The 21,112-nt window shown below is 42.4% G+C and carries 14 protein-coding genes; 7 read left to right on the top strand and 7 right to left on the bottom strand.

The genetic code is table 11. The annotated features are described in order from the left end of the window. The first annotated feature begins 187 nt into the window (after nt 1-187). The 3 genes from PNK_RS13850 to yidD are packed head-to-tail and all read left to right on the top strand — an operon-like array spanning nt 188 to nt 5,397. Nucleotides 188-4,006 carry a hypothetical protein gene (locus PNK_RS13850; protein WP_059059897.1) on the top strand — a complete coding sequence of 1,273 codons (3,819 nt, stop codon included), beginning with the start codon at nt 188-190 and terminating at the stop codon, nt 4,004-4,006. Further along, the gene (locus tag PNK_RS01650; RefSeq protein ID WP_059059896.1) at nt 4,003-4,980 is read left to right on the top strand and encodes a tetratricopeptide repeat protein; all 978 of its coding nucleotides are present in this window, start codon (nt 4,003-4,005) and stop codon (nt 4,978-4,980) included. Before PNK_RS13850 ends, PNK_RS01650 begins: the two co-directional genes overlap by 4 nt. Nucleotides 4,981-5,004: 24 nt before the next feature. After that, entirely contained in the window at nt 5,005-5,397 is a 393-nt protein-coding gene (yidD, locus tag PNK_RS01645) for a membrane protein insertion efficiency factor YidD (protein WP_032124958.1), read from the top strand. Nucleotides 5,398-5,482: 85 nt separating this feature from the next. On the opposite strand, the gene PNK_RS01640 is transcribed toward yidD, so the two are convergent. Then, complete coding sequence (locus PNK_RS01640) at nt 5,483-7,408, bottom strand: SulP family inorganic anion transporter (protein ID WP_079992755.1); 1,926 nt, start codon at nt 7,406-7,408, stop codon at nt 5,483-5,485. A 278-nt stretch (nt 7,409-7,686) separates the two neighbouring features. Between PNK_RS01640 and der the strand changes: the two genes are divergently transcribed. The 4 genes from der (at nt 7,687) to PNK_RS01620 (ending at nt 11,689) form a co-directional block, all read left to right on the top strand. Then, nucleotides 7,687-9,159, top strand: coding sequence for a ribosome biogenesis GTPase Der (gene der, locus PNK_RS01635; RefSeq protein ID WP_032124957.1), 1,473 nt, complete (start codon nt 7,687-7,689; stop codon nt 9,157-9,159). Nucleotides 9,160-9,178: 19 nt separating this feature from the next. Further along, nucleotides 9,179-9,586, top strand: coding sequence for a hypothetical protein (locus PNK_RS01630; protein WP_032124956.1), 408 nt, complete (start codon nt 9,179-9,181; stop codon nt 9,584-9,586). Between the two features lie 74 nt (nt 9,587-9,660). Further along, complete coding sequence (locus tag PNK_RS01625) at nt 9,661-10,701, top strand: hemolysin family protein (protein WP_032124955.1); 1,041 nt, start codon at nt 9,661-9,663, stop codon at nt 10,699-10,701. 397 nt (nt 10,702-11,098) lie between these two features. Next, complete coding sequence (locus tag PNK_RS01620; protein WP_059059895.1) at nt 11,099-11,689, top strand: hypothetical protein; 591 nt, start codon at nt 11,099-11,101, stop codon at nt 11,687-11,689. 50 nt (nt 11,690-11,739) lie between these two features. On the opposite strand, the gene PNK_RS01615 is transcribed toward PNK_RS01620, so the two are convergent. From PNK_RS01615 to PNK_RS01590, 6 genes are all read right to left on the bottom strand, one after another. Next, entirely contained in the window at nt 11,740-12,738 is a 999-nt protein-coding gene (locus PNK_RS01615; RefSeq protein WP_059059894.1) for an aminoglycoside phosphotransferase family protein, read from the bottom strand. Nucleotides 12,739-12,766: 28 nt separating this feature from the next. Next, entirely contained in the window at nt 12,767-13,831 is a 1,065-nt protein-coding gene (locus tag PNK_RS01610) for a hypothetical protein (RefSeq protein WP_158021664.1), read from the bottom strand. A 31-nt stretch (nt 13,832-13,862) separates the two neighbouring features. Continuing rightward, the gene (locus PNK_RS01605) at nt 13,863-14,858 is read right to left on the bottom strand and encodes a leucine-rich repeat domain-containing protein (RefSeq protein WP_059059892.1); all 996 of its coding nucleotides are present in this window, start codon (nt 14,856-14,858) and stop codon (nt 13,863-13,865) included. A 614-nt stretch (nt 14,859-15,472) separates the two neighbouring features. After that, nucleotides 15,473-15,994, bottom strand: a complete 522-nt coding sequence (locus tag PNK_RS01600; protein WP_059059891.1) for a hypothetical protein — start codon at nt 15,992-15,994, stop codon at nt 15,473-15,475. Nucleotides 15,995-16,010: 16 nt separating this feature from the next. Further along, the gene (locus PNK_RS01595; protein WP_059059890.1) at nt 16,011-16,751 is read right to left on the bottom strand and encodes a hypothetical protein; all 741 of its coding nucleotides are present in this window, start codon (nt 16,749-16,751) and stop codon (nt 16,011-16,013) included. A gap of 551 nt (nt 16,752-17,302) precedes the next feature. After that, nucleotides 17,303-21,082, bottom strand: coding sequence for a DEAD/DEAH box helicase (locus tag PNK_RS01590; RefSeq protein WP_079992932.1), 3,780 nt, complete (start codon nt 21,080-21,082; stop codon nt 17,303-17,305). Between the last annotated feature and the right edge of the window lie 30 nt (nt 21,083-21,112).

The following is a 21,112-nucleotide window of genomic DNA, read 5'->3' as shown; positions in this document are numbered from 1 at the left end:
AGAGGCAATCAAAATCTTAATTTTATCGGGCTGTCCAACCGATTCACTGTCCTATTTTTCCTTTTTTGTTTTGAAGAAAGTAGCATTTTGCTGGAAATAAATGCCGAGGTTTGGAATAAAACAAGACTCAATCCTTACAAAAGGAAATAGTCTTTCTAATAAAAACGTGTAAGTCACCTAAAGATTCATGAAAAAATTCACAGCACACCGTCGTTATTTTCTCCTTAAATGCTGGTTATTAGCCATTGCTTGCCAATCAGGAACTCCATTTTTACCAGCTTCTTACGAAAGTTATGCTCCTTCTCGATTGGATGAAGAATCTTGGTTTCCAGTTAGCTCTGAACAAGATTTCGACTTAAATTCCAATCAAGCTGTTAATCAATCTGATTGGTCTTTCTACGATGAAACAGGCAACCCCTATAGCCAGCCTGCCAGCTACTCATCAGATCAGGACAATAGCGCTTCCACCTACTCATACGATCCCTACAGTGACTCTTATGGTACTTATGATTCCTACAACCAGCCTTTCCAAACCAGCACTTTGACCGATTCTATTGAACAGGCTCCCTATTCCTATGCGCCGGAAGGAACATATTCCAGCGAGCGGACTGAACATGTCGATTTAAACCAATACTATTATGATAATTGGACGCAAAACAAACAGAACCTTCCGCGAAAAGGCCCCCACATAGAAACGGTATTCGACCAGCAACAGGCCAATGAAGGCTATTTTCCTTCTTCATTTTGCGAAAGTCCAGCACCTTCCAGCCAAGCCATGTCCTATCCGTTTGAAACTGTTCAGCCAATTGAACCGATCCAACCACGATATAATACCGTCCTTCCAGAAGATGCTTATCGAGGCATGATTGAAACAGACTTTATGCAAAGGCATGAGCAGCCTTCACAACAGGCCCCGGCTGAGTTATTACCAGCTGAGCCATTGCCAGAAGAACAGCCTCTTTCAGACTTAACGCAAGGTATAGGCAACGTTAAAGCTCTCAAAAAGCCAAGCGCTACTCAGGCCTATCAAAGAAGCCAGCTCGATCCTGGAGCCTACAATTCGCTCGGCAAACAATCGATTGCGGCTCCTTCAGTTGGCGCCATCCAGAATGTACAAATTTCTTCTAGTGATGAGGTTATTGTCGAGCATGAACATGGCTTACAGCAATCGAGAGCCCACTCATTAGCCTCTCCCAGCATATCGACTAAGCAAAAAGCAGCGTCAATGATGGCTAAGAAAAAAAATGAGGAAGAGGCCAGTCTGATCGCTCAAACATCTCCCACAGACAGCCCAGCGCCATTTAATCAATCGAGAGTGCCCATTCCAGTACTGACCCCGCAGCAACCAGCTCCGGCAGCACAGCAGCCGCAACCGGCTCCTGTACAAGCTCCTCTGACACAGCCTTTAAGAACGGTATCTCCTTCAGTTCCTGCAGCGAATGAACCTGTTCGCAGGGCTCCCAATGCAACCAATGCACGAACAACGATAACCCCGGATATTCCTGCTCATCAAGGGCAATCTTTAAAAGAGATTTCGATTAATTTTAACAATGTCTCGATGATTGAGTACATTCGCTTCGTCAGCCGCATTTCGAACAAAAACTTTATTTTTGATGACGAAGACTTGCAATTCAACGTAACAATTGTTTCAGAAGAACCCATTACGGTTGAAAACCTGATGGCAGCATTGCTTCAGGAACTGAGAATACGTGATCTACTTTTGATCGAACAAGGTAACAGCCTCATCATCCACCGCAATCCTCGCGTCAGAGCCCCTTCTCGCGTCGTTGCTGACGGAACAGCGCCCACTTCATTTGAAACAGAGATTGTGACAAGAGTCTTTCGCCTGAATACCCTAGACCCTGTAAAGGCCAGTGAGATTATTAGACCTCTCCTTTCCGAAGACGCCCTAGTTGAAGTCTTGCGCGACTCCAATAATTTGATTATCACCGATCTTGTCACTAACATCAATAAAATTGCGCAGTTAATTGCCAACTTAGATGCACCCAACAGCGGCGTGACGGTCGGACAATATGTGGTGCGTAATGCTTTTGTGGCCTCTTTAGCAGATTTGGCGACTAAGATTCTTCAGCCCATTGCTCAAGGCAACCCATTTGTATTGGTACCGCACTCATCGACTAACAGCATCTTCGTGGTTTCCAATCCTTTCATTGTCGAAAAAGCGATTGCCATTTTAGAAAATCTCGACATTAATGAAGGAAGAACCAAAATTCTAAGCTTAGAAAAACTGAGAGCTCCAGAAGAAAGCCTAGGCAGAGGTGTAACACAAGGGGCTTTAGGACAGCAAGGAACAGGCTTCGGTGGCACAGGCCAAGCCGAAACAGGTTTCCCAGGCCAAGGCGGGCAAGCTGGAACAAGCTTCCCAATCCAAGGTGGAGCAGCTGGCGGTTTCCAATCAGGTCCAGCAGGATTTGGCCCTGGCATTCCTGGAGCCGGCGGTTATGGCAGCGGCGGTGCAGGATTCGGCCCTGGCGGGACAGTCCCAGGAGGGATTGGAACTGGCGGAACAGTTGGAACTGGCGGCGTGGCTCCCGGTATATTTGGCGGAGGATTTGACCAGTATGGAACACCTCTGCGCCCAGGAGATGTAACCGGTGCTCTCAATATTCCAGGCACACCCACCTATAATCCGAACCTGCCCCCGAACTTCCCAACAGGAGCTATTGGCGTAGAAGGCCGTCAAGGCATTATCTTTGATGAAAATAGAGAGTTTATGCCAGGCGGAATCACGACGAGTCCTCGCTGGGTTCAAGATCTTCCAGCTGGGCATATCGAACGCACGCTATTTTTCATCTATAAATTGAAGTACCGCAAAGGGGATCAAATTGAAATCGCTTTAAGACGAATAGCTGACAGCTTGCAAATTACTGGAATGGCCAACTTAGACCTGATTGCAGCCATTAATAGTAGCCAGTGGATTGAAGCCTCAAACTCGCTAATCTTTACCGGTACTGTTCCGGCATTGGAAAGGATCAAAGAACTTATTTTAGAAATCGACGTACCTTTGCGCCAAGTTTTCATCGAGATGTTAATTCTCGATACAACTATAACCGACTCGCTTAGCTACGGCGTCGACTGGGGAACTCGCTTTGGTGGGGGCAACGTCGCCGGGGGCCAATCCTTCCTAGGGCTTGGATCTACCATTACTAGCGCTTTGGCAACGGGTGAAGTAGCGGCCAATGGAGTTGCCGGCATACCGGTTGCAGACTCGCTTCTAAATGCAGACGGTTACAGCGCAGGCATTATTGGTCGGCACTTAACGCATGGTGGATTGCACTTTAACACGATTGGAGCGCTCGTACGCGCCCTCCATACCGATTCTAAAGTCAATATCATCATGAACCCCAAAATTGTCACGGAAGACAATAATACAGCCGAAATTTTCGTGGGTTCTACAGACCGCTACAAGACGCAGTCTATTGCAAACGACCTGGGTTCGGTCATTACCAATAACTTCCAGTTTATCGATGTGGGAACAACGCTTCGCGTCACTCCCCTCATTGGAAATAACGGCATTATCACGCTAGATATCATTCAAGAAGTAACCAATGATAGCGGTAATGCGAACCCGGTTGGAACGAACAGCTCAGTCGTCGACGTCAACTTGGTACCCGTTTTATCAAAAAGCCGTACAGTCACAAGAATTCACGTTCCGGATGGCTTCTTCGTCATTTTGAGCGGAATGGTGCAAGATACTCAGGCGCGCACGCTCAACCAAATTCCATGCTTAGGCTGCATTCCTCTCATTGGAGGAGTTTCTAAGCAGAAAGGAAACCGCGACAGTAAGCGCAATCTGATGACTTTCATCCGCCCTCTCATTGTGGATACAGAAGAAGAATTAGAAAATGTGACAAAGCGTCAGCAAGATGTCTTCATCGAAAAGAGTAAGTTTAGAAGATCTTGGAACTACGAAGTAGATGAAGCTCTCGACTTCTTCAATATTAAACCGACTGATCCAGATAGCATCGGCTGTACAATCAGATGACCTTAGTACAAAAAATCTGTAAATCCTCGATTCATCTTTGCTTGATGATAGGGCTGGCTTTAACCACTGTGGGGTGCCAGCCTTCTCATTGCAAGATTGATCCTGTAATCATCTACACCCCTCCTCCTCACCGCATAAGCAACCTACCCTCGGCATTCGACCCTCTATCAGCTGAAGAAAGACAGGAAGAGTGGGCAAAAGAACTCCTCATAGGAGATGTTTTTGCAGAGGAATGGGATCTGTATCGTGCGATTACCTCTTACAAGCGGGCCCTGATTCTTCTTCCAGAAGATGCCATTGAAAGGCGCTTGCAAATCGAATACGACCTCATTTTTTGCTATTATTTAGGCTTGAAATATCAAGAAGCGGTCAATATTTTTGAGGAGAGCGACCTCATCCAGGCCAATCCCCTTTTTCCGGCGTTCAATAATCTGCTTATCATTCTATACGAATGCTACAAGCAACTCGGTCAAGAAGACAAAGCAGCCTGTTTACAAGAAGCCATCCAAAAATGCTCTCCTGAAACGGCCGAAGATTTGTCTCTTTTTTGGCTGTTAAAAAAAAAACAGTTAGAAGAGGCTCAAGCTCTTATTTGTGAACATCGCGATTTCGAAACGATCCAGCCTCAGCTCAATCTCTACTATCAATATGCCAAATCCCCTAAACGCGCAAGAATGCTCAATGCCGTCTTGCCAGGTGCTGGCTACTACTACGTCGGGCAGCGCAAATCGGCCCTAACCTCTTTTTTGATCAACGCGCTGTTCACCTATGCAGCCTATCAGTTCTTCCAAAGAGGCTATCCTGCGGCGGGACTCATCACTGCAAGCATGGAAATGGGTTGGTATTACGGGGGAATTAACGGCGCTGGAATCGAAGCCGAAGAATTCAATAATCGCCTCTATGAAGGCGTCAGCAAACAGATTCTCGTCGATCACAAGTTTTTTCCTGTCTTGATGTTCGAAACAAGTTTTTAATTCATATAAGCCGCGGAATCACTCATGGATTACTTTAGACGCACTCTTCTTCTTGCTGTGTGCGCAAGTATGGCTATCACTGCTGCTTTGTTTAGCAACCCATGGGGAAAGGACGCCGATCTAGCCGTGCGCACCGTCCAAACGTACCAACCTCCTGAGCCCCCATCGCTTTTAGCGCGCCTTGGAGTAATGGCCATTCGTTTTCATCAAGAGGTCATTTCTCCAGCAGATGGGCCAAGAAGCCATTTCATACCAAGCAGCTCTCAATACACGCTTGAAGCCATGAAAAAATATGGCTTTTTTAAAGGCTATACGATGGGTTGCGATCGCCTCATGCGTGAAGACTCTGAAGAATGGGTGTACCGGACAATTTACGATGCTGGTGGGAGAAAAATGAAATGGGATCCCGTCCCTTAGAAATGAACTATCGAAATCTAGGGAACAAGTTAGATTTGAAGCTTTCAATCTTACAAAAGCTTCAGAGATTAAATCCGTCCCACTATTAATTTGTAGAAATAAGCGGTGCAGTCTTTCCTTCTTGTACTACAGGCACTACAGGAGCAGGCTGTAATTCTGGGGTTACCGTAATCGGTGGAACGATTTCAGCCGCCTTAGCCGCTGCTTGAGCCAGAAGTTCATGTGCCCTTGTAAAAGCCTTCTGTACAGACAGCTGTGGATGTCTTTCATCAAAAATGAATAAATTATTCTTCCCTATGATGTCAATCATTCCTGAATCACTTAAGACATCCCAAATCTGATGCGTCAATCCGCACCCAATCAAATGCCTGCCCGAGCTCTTAAGGTAATAATCTAATTGCTGCAAAGCCAGACAAGCCGTTGCATCAATATCTCGCGCATTCTTCAATTGTAGAATAATCACACGCGTGGTCGTATCATCTTCGGTTATGGATTTCAGTGCCGATTGAAACAGATCTGCCGCACCAAAAAAGAGCTCCCCTTCGACCTTGATAAAGCGAATCTTTCTTGATTCATGCAGATGGGCGTGCTCGATTGTATGCAAGACTCCCGACTCGTCGATAGTGAACTCGACAAGCTGGGGAATAGCTGCTTTTTTTAGATACAGGGAAATTGACATGACAACCCCAATATAAAAAGCGATGTCAAGTCTGAAAAAGATGCAGGACAGTAGAGTCACAAGCAAGACAAAGGAGTCAGAGCGGGTTGCCTTAAGGCATAAAAATAGCTGCTTGAAATTGACAATATTGCTAGAGGAAACGATCAAAAGAGCAGCAAAAGCTGCAACGGGAATATGCTGTATCAAGAATCCGAATGCAAATAGTATAAGCGCCGCAAAAAGAGAATTAAAAACAGCAGCAAGCCTTGTCTTGGCTCCATTTTCATAGTTGAGCGAACTCCTCGAAGGACTCCCAGAAACTGGCATGGCGCCTATGAATGCCGAGAAAAAGTTCCCCAATCCCATCCCAAAAATTTCCTGGTTAATGGATAGATGCTGTCCGGAGCTCACGGCAATCGATTTCGAAGCAGATGTGGCTTCCATGACACTCAAAAGAGCGATAGCAAAGGCAACGGGCAGCAAATTGTTCATGATTCCCGTATTGAAATAAGGCCAGTCCCAATGAGGAAATAATCCCTCACCTTTCGTATCGCCAACCAATGCAATGGGCTGCGCAAGCGATTCTAACTGCTCCCAGTTCATGAATTGATAATCGTTGGCAACAAAATAGTTATAAAAATAGCCCAGGAAATAAGCGATGATGGCAACACCTGCAAGCATGATCGCACCAATCGGCATTTTCCGGTCAATTCGCCTTAATATCAGCAATACGCCCAAACAACTCAAACCTATCAACGCCGTCGGCCAATACCCCGTTTCCACATGGGTGATAATATAAACGCTCCGCTCATAAAGAGAAGAGAGATTGCTTGGTACAGTCATGCCGAGTAATGGAAAAATTTGGTTAATCACAAGCGCAAGCGCAACCCCAGCCACATAACCAACAATCACCGTATGGCTGACGAAATGAGTCAGCCTCCCAAATCTAAAAAATGCAGCCAGAATTTGAATCGTTCCAATGAGCAACATGAGCTGCGTCAAAATCTGCAAGACGAGCTGCTCCCTCTCAGGACCAGTCACATCGCGGTAATAGGTAAATAAAATTTCAGAAATTCCGGCTTGAATTAAAATGGCAATCGCATTGCTCGGCCCCACAATCAAATGGCGCGAAGAACAAAAGAGAGCCACCACAATCGCTGAAAAAATAGAGGCGAAAATCCCACACGAAACCGGTAGCCCAGCCACCAAGGCATACGCCATGACCTGCGGAACCGTCAACATCGAAACAGATAAACCCGATAATAAATCGGCGCGGAAAGCAGCCCAAGAATATCTTTCAAAATCTTTCTTAAAACATGTAAGAGAAATATCGTCGTGATGGGCGTGTGACATAACCTACAATTTTTTTGATTACATAGACAGAAACAACAAAAATCTAAACAATTAATTTCTCTACCAACGATTGCCGTTTTAAATTGCAATCAGAACCAAAAAATTATTAAAGAGAAGTTTGCCGTAAGTCACTTTTTTGAAATAAACATTTTGGCTTGATTATAATTCTTTTGAGAATTATTTCTAAACAATTATTTAAAAAAACATATATTTTTAATCCTTTTTTATTTAAAATCTCTCTCTTTAGGAAAAGATGATAGATCAGAGAGAAGGACATTATGACTCATTTACCCAAGCTCGCCATTGTTGGGCGGCCAAATGTGGGAAAATCGGCTTTATTTAACCGCATCTGTAAACAAAAAATTGCCATTGTCGATGAGGCCGAAGGAATTACGCGCGATCGTTTATATGCAGAAGGCGAGTTATTCGGTTTCCATTTCGAAGTCATCGATACGGGCGGGATCAATGCGCGATCCAAAGAAATGTTTAACGAGGAAATTAAAAGGCAGGCTGAGATAGCCATTGAAGAAGCCGACACCATTATTCAAGTCGTCGACGCACACGTTGGTTTGACAGAGTTGGACAAAGAAGTTGCAAGAGTCTTATTGAAGACGAAAAAACCTGTTTGCTTGGCAGTCAATAAGATTGACAATATGTCTCAAGTGTCGCTTATGCACCAGTTTCACTCGCTTGGCATCCGGCACATGGTGCCTGTTTCCGCCGCACAAGGGTGGCAAATCGCAGAGCTTTTAGAAACGGCTTTTGCAAAAGTTTCGCGCGAGAATGAGGTTCAGGAAAGACTGCACTCCATCAAGGTTGCCGTAGTAGGAAGAGCCAATGTGGGAAAATCATCCTTGGTCAACTACCTACTCGATGAGAATCGCTGCATCGTCAGCCCGATTCCAGGCACAACGCGCGATAGCGTTGACATCTCCTTTAAACATGAAGAGCAACTCTATACCTTTATCGATACAGCAGGGATTAGGCGCAAGCGGGCCGAGCATGAGGTTGTCGATAAATTTGCTGCCATTCGAACCGAGCGAGCCATTGAACGGGCCGACCTTTGCGTCTTGATGTTAGATGTCCAAGACGGGATGACTGCTCAAGACAAAAGGATTGCCAATACGATTGAGGAAGCAGGCAAAGGATGTATTATTTTGCTGAACAAATGGGACTTGGTGAAGGGATTCCGCATGGAGCACTGCCTCCAGAGCATTGAAGAAGAAGTTCCCTTTCTCAAACACTGTCCGAAGATTTTTACTTCAGCCGTAACGGGACGCAATATTGACAAGCTCTTTCCTTTGATTTTGGAAGTGTATGCCAATTCTCAGAAGCGCATTACGACACACCAACTCAATAAGTTCATCGGCACGGCTCTTCAAAAGAACCATCCTCCGATGATCCAAGGTAAAAGATTGCGCATCTATTACATGGCGCAAGTGGCCGTGGAACCGCCTAAATTTATTTTCTTTGTCAACTATCCTAACTTGATGACAGATACTTATAAAAAGTATCTTTACAACCAATTTAGGGACGTTTATGCCTTCACGGGAGTTCCCATCCTTATGCACTTAAAAGGCAAAACAAAACGGGATAGGCCCGAGCCATCCTCACAGCGCCGTGAAGAGCGCTCAGAGTCAAGTCATGAAGAGGATGAAGAGTTTTCTCATGAAAGGGAAGATTCGCATGACGAATGGGAAGGGGATGAGGATTACCACTTCGAGAATGAAGAGGATTTAAGCGAAGATTAACCCTTTGGAATGAGCCGCTATGACACGAGTGCACGATAAATTGGCCAAGATCGAAGCTTTGATCGAGAGGGCAACATCTGCAGGCGAGCGTCAAGCGGCTTTATTAGCCAAGCAGCGTCTTTTGGAAAAAGAATGCGATCTTCCGGTGGAGTTCAAAATCCTGCACCACAATCTTTGGAAAAAGAAGCTGTTCCTAGCCCTTTGCGAAAAATATGAACTTGCTCCCTATAGACGCAAAAGGCAAAAGAAGACTACGACTCTCGTTCAGGTGAGTCCATCTCTCATGAATAGCCATCTATGGCCCGAATATCAAACGTATGTAGCCATGTTCGAAGAGCTTGTACAAGACGTTTTCGACGAGCTTATTTTAAAAATGCAGCCCCTTCAGCCACCCCTGTCTCCCCCGCTCATCACTTCCACAATTTAGCTTAAAAGAGTTATTGAATTCATTCAAAATGATTCATTAGAATGCAAAGTTCTAAAAATTACTTGCAGCGATAGATGTTTGAACTCCTCTTAATTCTAGTATGTTTAATCCTAAATGCCTTTTTAGCAGGTGCGGAAACAGCTTTCATAGCAGTCAGTCGACCGACTTTGCGCGAATATGTAAGGCAGGGCAATGAAAAAGCCAAACTGCTCCTCACGCTTCGAGAAAATCCGGAGCGCACGTTATCTATCATTCAAGTAGGGATTACCTTTCTAGGAGCTTTAGCCGCAGCACTGGGCGGCGCAGGTGCAGAAGAGAGCATTACACCCTGGATCGTCAAGACCTTTTCTTTAAAGGAGCCTTTGGCTGAAATCCTTGCATTAATGATCGTTGTCCTTCCACTCACCTATGTAAGCGTCGTGATTGGAGAATTAGTCCCCAAGTCTTTAGCCTTGAGACGCCCTTTGTTTTTTGCCTCAGAAACAGCTCCTTGGCTCTACCAGGTCAGCCGATTCATCAATCCGATTGTTACACTCTTCGAATGGTCGACTAAGCTTATTTTATCCTCCTTTCCCAAAAAACACGTGATCAGCGAAGAGGCTCAAAATGAAGAAACATCCCTTCCCCTTCACACCCTGTCTTCATTCGACAGGCAATATATCTTAAATATTGTCAAAGTCGAAAGAACGACCGTCAAAGAAATTTTAGTCGAATGGCCAGAGGTCGTCTACGTAAACAGCACTCAAACGCTGCAAGAAGTAGAAAGCGCAGTCATTTCATCAGGGCACACGCGCCTGCCTGCGATAAAGGGAGATGAGGTCATAGGCATCCTCAATGCCAAAGAGTTTCTAGCCTTTCAAAAGACCGATCAGACGAACTGGCTTTCGCTTTTAAGGCCTGCCGTAATCATTCAAGATCAGCTGCCCATCCTTTCGGCCTTGCGCCTCATGCAAGATAAGCGCATTCACATGGCTGTCGTCTACCACGGCGCAAGCAAAGTGGGCATTGTCACGATGGAGGCTATCTTTGAAGAAATAGTCGGCGATATCTATGATGAAGAAGATGACGGCACGCTAAAACGCATTCTCAGCTCGGCGCGCCTTAATCGCTCGTAAAAATCTTGATCAGTCGCTCTCCAAGCTTCCATTATTTTCTATCCCATTTACCCACATTTACTTACTCTTCGCTGCAGGCTCTAAGATCCGATCTAAAGATCTCTAACGCGTATTCTCTTTACTTTAGAGATATTAACAAAAGAGCCATGAGGCTGAGGATAGGAAGAATCAGAAATGCGATCGATTTTCACCGGCAGCCCTGTGCTTAGATGCAGATGTTGTGAGCGATTAGCGAACTGTTGGTAACGGAATAAAAAACAATAAGAACTCGGATAGTGACTGACTTCAGAAAAATGGAAACTATAATTTTTAGATTGTAAATAACTCATACAATAAATAAAATTACATATAATTCATTTTGCTAAAAGCAAAAAAACTAATTACAATTGGAATGAAAATGAACCGTTTTATTATCTATTTTTTTTGTTTATTAGCATGTTTTATTGGATTGACCGGAACTCTTAAAGGCCAGGGAATCCATTTAAAATCCTCGAATCAGAAGCATGATAAGAGCAGTGAAAAATCAGTTCAACCCAATACAAAAAAACATTCTACTCCGATAACATCCCAGAAGAAAAAACAGACCGGCGGAATAGCCTTTACCTGCCCTGCTGCGAAATGGTCAGGATTACAAGCTGACTTTTATTATCACTTCACCTTGACCCATATTACAACCCAAAATCCAACAGTCGTTAAACATGCAAGAAAGACCATTCAAGCCTACATTGCTAGCAACGTTCCTTTAAAAAATGGGCATCGCTCGCTTTCCTGGATTCAACCGGGAACTCGCGGAGTGAACTCTCTCTTTTTTAAAGGAGAAGCTGCCAATTTTAAATTGAATTTGCACAATCACCTCATGCAAGACCCTATCATTTCTCCTTATATTTCTCCGTATATAAGCGCTCACGTCGATGTGAGAGGAGATTTCTCTAAACACCTCTACAGTTCATTTACGGTGGATCAAATGATTGAAAGAAAGACGCCTTGATCACGTAAAGAGTCTTCTTTTAGTTTGCGTTCACAATCGACAGAGCGTTTTTACAATCCCTCATCCGTTTGAAAGGCTATGTCTACCACACCATTAGGTTCAAACATGTCCATAAACTGTTTGTACATCTCCAGCCTGTCTTCACCTCCATCGGATGTCAAAAGCAATGCTTGACAGTACTCTACAATATCTTCCACGATTCGCTCATGTCGGTAATAGGCTAGTATTGCCCGATTGACCTTAGTTTTTCCGTAGCCTTTATAAAAAAATTCTTCTTCACGCGGATTATTCCAAACATTAGCGACACCACCACCAATAAACATGAGATCACGCTCTTTGGGTGCCATGATAGGCCCGTCCCAATCCACTATGTAGATAGCGCCACTTCCATCTATCAATACATTGCCACCATGAATATCTGAATGGCAGAGCACGGATTCGGCTAATTGCTTCTGAATAATTTGGCTTAAAGATTCGGCCCGATTGAGGAGACGGTGAATGATTGCCTTATGCGCATTCATAAAGGCCTGTAGCTTCAAGGCCGTTTCATTACCGGCCGGGTCTCCATCAATATGAGCGTCGAGCGATCGAAGAGTTTCCCGCCACTTGGACGAATAGGCTTCCTTTCTAATCAAATCTTTGATTGATGTTGGCACATCCAATTCATGAACTTGCTTCAACGCTTTACCTAATGCAACCCATTGATCATCCGTCAGTTGATAGGAAAATCCGTTTTGTCTATCGACAAACGGATAAACAGTCAGCGTATAATCGTTAATGGACTGACTTAGCGAGCCATCCACTGTTTGGATAGGAGGTATAATCTGCTGAATTCCAGATGCCTGTAACCATGCTAGTAGCCTCACACTAATATCTGAATGATGGCTGCGCTTGAGCTTTACGAAGTAAGACTGCCCATGAGCCTCGATCTTATAAACAGACGCATCCATATCTGCACCTAGAGGAAGGTATGTAAGACTGGTAGTTCCAATGGCGTACTTGGTCTTTAAGCAATCAATTAGGTAGGTTTCATCAGCTTTTCTCTTCATACAATTCGTTCCATCTAGAGCATCTCTTTCATTGATTGTTTATTTTTCTTGGCAGATTAATTTGAATAACACCCTTTCCAGCCAAAGCCAGCATATTTCCTAGCTCTATAGCTTGTTTAGCTTCTTCATAAGTCAATCCCAAAGCCCCCCATTCCACGCCAAACAAATAGTCTTTTGTTTTAAGAACATGTTGAGAATCGATGCAGGTAAATTGACTAGATGAATGATTCAAGGATTTTATGCGTACTTCCAATTGATCATGACTTGAGAACTCAGGATCATTAATAGATAAGTCGATCATTTGCTGAACGTTTGCAAAAAGACAAAAAAAGTTTTTATCAATAATCACCTGCAAATCTTGTAAACAAACACAAGGCAGGTCTAAAACGATATCTATACTATTTTCATGAATGAATACATCCGCATCTGGAATCTGATAGCGATAACAGACTTTTTGCTCTTCATCTATATAACTTTGAGGCAATGGCAAGTGATCTACATGACTATTTCGGCAAATGACACCCTTAGGGTTAATTGAATAAAATAGAGGATTCTTAAGATTTCTGTACCAATAACAACGATCAATTGGACTAAATAAATCTGGAACATACAAGCTCACTTGCTCACTTCTTTTTTTACAGTAAGCAAATGTTTCTTCAAAGTTCCCTGTTGTAAGGGGATTTTGCTTGATTTTTAGCTCCAATATATGATGTGTTGAATCTTTTTCATAACCCACTCTGATAAGATTATCCTCTTTTTTCCCTTCAAATAAAGACCCTGGAAGATATCCTTCTTCAAAAATATAATTTTCAGGATCAGATAAATACACATAAACAAAACATTCTTCAGAATCACACGAGAACTCATCTCCGTTTACCTGCCTAAAGTAAGGAAAATGAAGAGAGAAATTAGAAATGGGTCCGCTTTCATCCGGCCTTGCAATCATACAAAAAGATTCTTGCCTCTCATACGCTTTTTCTACTGCCACCGGATCAATTACGATTGGGCTCGTTCCTTCGAAGACCTCTTCCACACTATCAAGATGATCTATTTCCTCAGACTGTCGATTTATTCCGATCAGCCATTTAGCCAAGCTTGCATATCATTTAGGCTCTGAGAGTTAGCTATATTAACCTATCATTAATACAAAAATAAAATTGCGGTCCTCGATAAGTGGAGTTCTGAACTCTTAGTATCAACTGTTCAACAGTCTGTGAAGAAAAACGATTTTCTACTAAATCGATCACACAATCGGAACGGAGTCTAAAAAGAGACTCAGGAACACTCTCTAAGTAGTTATTTCGAAGATCTAATCTACGAAGATTGGATAAATAGCCAATAGAAGCAGGCAGGGACTGGATCCTATTAAAGCAAAGATTTAACTCTTCGAGCTTTGATAATTCTCCTATCTTTTCTGAAAGAGATTCGAGTCGATTGTAACCTAAATTTAATGTTTTGAGTTCTAACAATTCACAAACACTATTGGGAAATGATAGAAAATGATTATTAAAAAGATCCAATACTTCGAGTTTTGACAAATTACCAAAATTTTGGGGAAGAGAGTGGAGGCGATTATAACCTAAATGTAAATTTTTAAGTTCTGATAACTCGCAGATGCTATTGGGAAGGAATCGGAAACGATTAGAAGTAAGATCTAATTTCTTAAGTTTTGATACATTCCCAAAATCCTCTGGGAGAGCTTCCAAACGATTACCCAATAAGTTTAAATCTGTAAGATTGATTAATTCGCAAAAGGCATCTGGAAGCTCTCTGATTCCAAACTCAGTAACGGAAAAATTCTCCATCTCAAGCAAGGGAGGATTTTTTTCAGAAATTGCCAGCTGAATGAAGCCAGTGAATTCTCGAAGTTCAGAAGAGATCTCTTCCTCATAGGCGACTACTCTTGTTCTTGAAAAAGACTTTTCCCATTGCGATTTAACCTCAGCTGAACAAAACAAGATAAATCTAGTAAGGCTAAATTTCTTAATCTTTTCAATTCTCGAATGCTTTTCTAAACAATTACTATTGTTATGACTTAAATGCGGCTTTCCATAGCTATCATTAATCCAAGAAAAATGATCCATACTCAAAGGATATGAATGATTAAATCCATTAATCATATGAAACCTTTTTATTAATTTAAAAAACAGTTTATTAAACAGTAAAAAGCTAAATCTATTACAATCGAATTTATATAAGAAATCTCAGAAAAAACAAAATAAGCGCATCGAAGGATTAAATGAATTAACAATCATTTATTAGCTAATTTTTAGTGCTTATCATGTCCTTTTTTATTGGAGGGAAAAAAGGATTATATAATGAATGCAGTCAAATCACAATAAATAATTTGTAAAATTTCAAAAGATCTATTTTTAGGCAAAAGATGTGAAATCTCTATCTAAGATAGGCTTAAAAAATAGAATTTGATTGCCTAGAAATATTGTCAAATGCTTTTTGCAAACAGGCTTCATTTTGCTAAAGCGCAGGTTGCATTTCAACATAATAAAAAAACGCATGCGTTTCATAGAGCAGGTTACAAAGGTAGTTGCTTAAAGAAAGTTATTGCTTACAAAGAAAATGGAAAAGATTAGTACGGGCATCCATTTATTGGATAATGTGTAACAGTTATATACGCTCTAATAGGCCCAAAAGCATACTGCAAAACAAATGATGTATGAGCATTAAAATTTCTCTGTGGTGGATAAAAAGGCAGATATCAAAGAACTTTCCCTTCCTAAAAAATAATTTCTTCTGAACGAGCACTATTCCACCTCTCAAATGTCATGCGGTCGCACGTCGGTATGGAAAATGATCGCCTTCTTTGCTGAAAATCATGTTGCTGTGGGTAGTGATGATAGACGTGGTGTTCGTGATGATGGTGAACTGTCCGTATTTCAGCCTGAGGTTGAATTTGAGGCTGCTGAATCTGCTGCGTGGCAATATTCACTTGGTCGATTTGAAGTTTGATGAGAGAACCGAACAATTTAAAAGTTCCTGATGCTATAAAACCTACTGCCAGACATACAAATGGGCCAATGTTAGCAAAGAATTCAAACGCATATTTTTTGATTGTTTCGAATATCTCTGATAAATCTTTTCTGGCAAATGCCTCACCTTGATTAGAAACTGAATGATCTTCTGTCTTTCCTGGCAGATCCCCAGCCATGAGACGTAGGGATGAATCCTTATTTTCAAATGGAAATCGATCATGTGGATTTTCATATGGATAGGCTGTAGAATTAGCTGGGGTAACCATAAGCTCCTTACTTCATTCAAGTATGAATACGTTTTAATTTATATTGCACAACCATCCTATTCCATATTTCTTTCATTTTATGATCAAGAAAATGAAATAATTCGTCGCCAATATATTGATTTAAAGGCTCTTGTAAAGGCAACTTTGCGCGAATCTCCAATGGCATTTCCTCACGAGCCTTACGATATATGTTTGACATAGTCGTATATTTTGGCATGTTGCTATCCCCTACTTTGTCTAAAAGATGCTCCAGACAATTACCCGATTTTTTTATTTCTTCCTGATTGCCAAAGCAAATAGGGTCTCTATTCCCAATGGATTTTATAAAAAATAGTGGCATCCCATTTGCATGCAAATAACCAATAGCGATTCGATCAAAACAGCTATAAATCTCTTCAAAAGTGCTTTCAATAATTCCTTCGATTTTATTCAAGCAGATTTGCCACTTCTCTTTATTTACCTTTAGATCTGAATCTTTGTAAATTTCCGCTGCAAAAAAAATTTTAGAAAATATATGCCCCGTGTCAATCGTAACGAAATAAATTTCCTCACACACATTGGAAGATTGCTCAATAGTTTTATCCTGCATTGCTTTCACAAATCCGGCAAACCAATTAATTATTCGAATCGAAAGAGGGTTATTTGGTACCTGGACGCTAACTGGTTGCTGTGGGCCTAGTTCTACGGTAACAGTAGTAGTTGAGGACGAAGAATTCGTAGTAGTATAACCTAAATAACTTCCTATATATGACAACATAGATTGCTAAAACCTTAGTAATTGTAGTGTTAAAAATTATTTTCCACGAATATTTACACTGGTTTTTTATATATGTCAATTAATTGTTTAATAGGCTCTCTTTTTCAGAGTGGAAATAAAAAAATAAATGCTTATTTTTTACAAGCTAGAAAGCTCTTTTAAAATCTGTAAAAACTGGTGATTAGAATCAAACCTTTCCACGACCAACTGCCAACATTTTTTTAAAAAATTATTTACTCACAATCAAGCCAACATCCATTTCTCAATCCATATTAGCAGCTTGACGTGTTTTGGGTAATTCTAAGATAAACTCTTCGCAAGACGGTGTTTCAATGGGCTTTGATCATCAATACCAATCAACTGGCGTGTCAATCATAGCATCGATTTTCATCAAATTTCATATCTAAATACAAAATAAAATGTAATCTTCAGACTATTAAGATTGATTAAACACTTGATCAAAACCGTCCGCAATTAGAACGGCTAAAAATTTTCTTTAAGATGGCAATCTAAAGTAAGCTCTGATCGCAATCAGAGCTTACAAGCGATCCTCAATCGATATCAGACAGTGTGACGTGTTCTTCTTCGGGCTCTTCAAAGGTCAAAAGATCGATGAGCTCTTCGCGGGAGAACTTTTTCAAGGTATTTTGATCGTCGACGCCGACAACCTCTTCCATGAGCTGGCCCTTGCGCTCAATCATGGCATCGATTTTTTCTTCAAAGGTTCCTTTCGTCACAAGCTTAAACACCTGTACACCGCGCGTTTGACCAATTCGGTGCACCCTGTCGGTCGCTTGATTCTCTCTAGCGGCATTCCACCAGCGATCGTAGTGAATAACCACGGAACCGGCCGTCAAATCGACGCCCAAGCCTGCGGCCTGAAGAGAGCCTACGAAGACTTCACATGCAGGATCGTGATTGAAAAGCTGCAACTGCTCTTTGCGATTTTGCGTCGCTCCTCGAATAGAGGCAAAGCCCACTCCCTGATCCTTCAGATACTGTTCGATAATGTCGAGCATGCCAAGGTATTGAGAAAAGATAACCACCTTTTGCTGGCTCTCGCGCGCTTCTCTAAGCAATTCGACAAATAAATCCCATTTTCCCGAGGTATACTTATTGTAGTCTTCCGGTGTCTTTAAATAGACAGCTGGATGGTTACAAATCTGCTTCAGATTGGAGAGGAGAGCAAAAATGTGCAAGTAAGGAATGGGGTTCTGATCGTTTTGAAGCTCTTCTAAAAGATGCCGCTTTCTCTGCTCAAGCACCTCGGTATAAAGCTGCTGCTGATAGGGCGATAAATCGCAGTGCGCAATTTCCTCGATTTTTTCAGGCAGATCGGTCAACACATCTTCTTTCTTGCGGCGCAATGTAAAAGGTTTGATCAGACGGTTGAGGAGGTCTTTACGGTGCTGATTGTGCTCTTTTTCAATAGGCTTAATAAACAAATCACGGTAATCACTTTCATTGGGCATATACGTTGGCAAGACGATATCAAAAAGCGATTTAAGCTCCCTTAAATGGTTTTCAATGGGAGTACCCGTCAAGCCAAGCTTCATCTGGGCCTTAACCCCTTTCAAGGCGGCATAAACCATGCTGAATTGATTCTTGGCAACTTGTATTTCGTCAAAAATGGCCACTTCGAAAGACACCTTAGACAGCAATTCCTTCTCATTGCGCAAGATCCCATAAGAGGTCAGAAGAACGTCGTACTGCTGGTGAAACTCTTCTAAGCTCCGCTTTGTACCAAAGAAAGTACACACGCGCAATTTCGGCAAAAATTGCTGCAGCTTATCCTGCCAATGATAGATGACCGATGTGGGACAGACGACGAGAAAATGGCGCTGCGTTCCTTCGGCAAAATCTTGATAAAAATTGACGACGCTTGCCAAAAGAGCCATCGCCTGGTGAGTCTTACCAAGCCCCATATCGTCACACAAAAGGCCTGCAAGTTGTTGGCGATAAAGAAACCACAGCCAATGAACGCCAATTTCTTGATATGGACGCAAATGGCTATTGAGCCCTTCAATATTTGGCTCGTCAGGTGTCTGCAGCTGATTGAGCGCATTGAGCTGCTGGCGGCTTCTTTCAAGATCGATCCCCTCTTGCTCTAAGAGATTAATCGGATCGAATGCATTCAAGCGCATGAACTCTAAAGAAGTCAGATAAACGCTCTCTTCGCCCTTTTCAAAGCGATCCTTATCTAAGCGGCGGATCCAATCCAGTTGTTTATCCTGCAAAGTTACGAGGCCTGCATCGAAAAAGGCAAACTGCTGCTTCTTCTTGCTTAAGGCCTGCCGCAAGGCAGCAATAGAGATCAATCCCATTTCCGTTTCATAAAATAAATTAAAACGGTACCAGCCTCTTCCTTTTTCGGGCGCTGACTCCACTAAATTTGTAACTAAGTGGCGCTGGTTCGGTTTCGTCAAACGGGGATCGATTTCACTGATGTATTTGCGCAGCTCCTCTATCTCATAGGTCAAGAAAAGATTCAGCTCTTCGCCTTCCAATTCGACTGAATGGCGAAATTTATCGGGCAGGCGCAGCTCCAGGGGCAGCTCATAGAATCCCTCTCCGTCGACATAAACAAAATCATCGAATAACTGTACTTTTTTTCCTCTGTAAGCAGGTAATAGCACATACTCGGGATCGACCTTAATTGTCTTCTTATCGGCAAGTTTGACCTTTAAACCCACCTTTTCAATCGGACATTTTTCACTGAAAAAATTCGGAATCAGCATCAACTCATCGATATTCATTCGAATAAAGAGAGGAATTTGCTCGGCGCTTAAAGAAACGCCCGGCTTCAATAGATAGTTAAAAGAGCCTGCTGTTTTGGAATAGAATCCATAGCCTTCCAAATACACCCATGCGCCAAAATCTTGCATTTTTGTTTTGTCTTTAGCTTTGGCCAGCGAACGTGTAAAGGTAAGCCTATTTGTAGAGCTAACTTGATAACTCAGTTGATATTCGATACTTCTAACATGCGTGTGAAACCCCTCATGCGTATTCAACCACGCTCGATTTTGAGTGACAAAATCGGCCACTTCGTAAATCGGGATAATCGTTGTCGCTTCATCGAAGCGCTTGTTTTCTAACGGATAAAAACCATCTTCATCCAAATAAGCCCAATCCACCATGACTCTGGAATCACCGGAAACGAGATCTCCGACCTCGAATAAATAGGCCTCTACGTGCAAATTCCAGTACTTATCAAAAAATAAGTGGTAAGAAGGAACCTGCGGTGAGCGATGAATCACAGCATTGGTTAGCAGAGTCGAAAGAAAACGTTGATGCTCTGTTAAGGCGATAGATAAATCCTCCCCTTCAAGATCAGGCGTCTGCAACAAGATATGAGGCTCTTCAGAATAAAACCCGTCGCCTGGAATAAAAGTCCATCCATCTAGGGCAATCCCACCCTCTTGAACGAGACTGCTTTTCTCATTCGAAGACGATTCATCTTCCGCCTCAATAATATGCAGCACTCCCACTTCCTTATCGTACTCGGCTCGTTCTATGCCCTGATTATTGGCATTGCGTACGGCTAGGGGACTTTTAACAGTAGCCAAAGAGGGAATGATGAGCGGCAGATTCGCCTCTGATAAATAAAATCCAATCTCCACATCTTCAAAGCTAATTTGAATCCAATTGGGAATGCTTTTTTTTGAAAAGCGAAAAGAAATTTGATAAGGCTGCTCTTCCTCTTGCTTACGCATCAACCACTTGGCAAGATCGCTCCAAAGAGAGAGGTCATAGCGCAGCTGCGGATTCGGTCTTCCTTCACGCCAAAGGAGCAGTTCCTCATTCGAAAGATTGGAAAACTTAAGTGACGTCTCTTCTGTTTCTTGCGGCCGTTTATCGATTAAGTGATCAAGCATGGCAATCGAAACGTCGGAGCTTGCTTTGATAGAAAAAATAGTTTTATCAAGACTCGAGCGCACGACATAGCGCCCCGGCTGTAATTTTTGCAAGAGAGTCGGATCATCCCCAAGGCGCTCTTCGTAGAGAAAACAGAGATGGTTCCACAAAGAACGCTCAAAACGCTGATGAAGAGGGATAGAGGATGCAGAGTCGTTGAATAAACTCAAGTAAGCCACTGCCTGGTGTAAACATCCCGCTTCTTCATGGACATCTTCGCAAGAGCAAAAGGCATCTTTGATTTGTCCTTTGCCCTCTAACTGCAGAAATACCCAGAAATTTTGGTGTGTATGTAGATCCTCAACAAGAACTTGATAAGTTGATCCAGAAAACTCAATGTCTTTAACCAACTTTTGAACAAGCGATTTCTCGGCATCTTTTTGGTAATGATTTAAATAGGAAGGTAATGGCAGCATCAATTTCACTCAGCAACTTCATAAAATTAA

The organism is Candidatus Protochlamydia naegleriophila, assembly GCF_001499655.1.
GTDB classification, from domain to species: domain Bacteria; phylum Chlamydiota; class Chlamydiia; order Chlamydiales; family Parachlamydiaceae; genus Protochlamydia; species Protochlamydia naegleriophila.
This window is presented reverse-complemented; position numbering and strand designations above follow the sequence as displayed.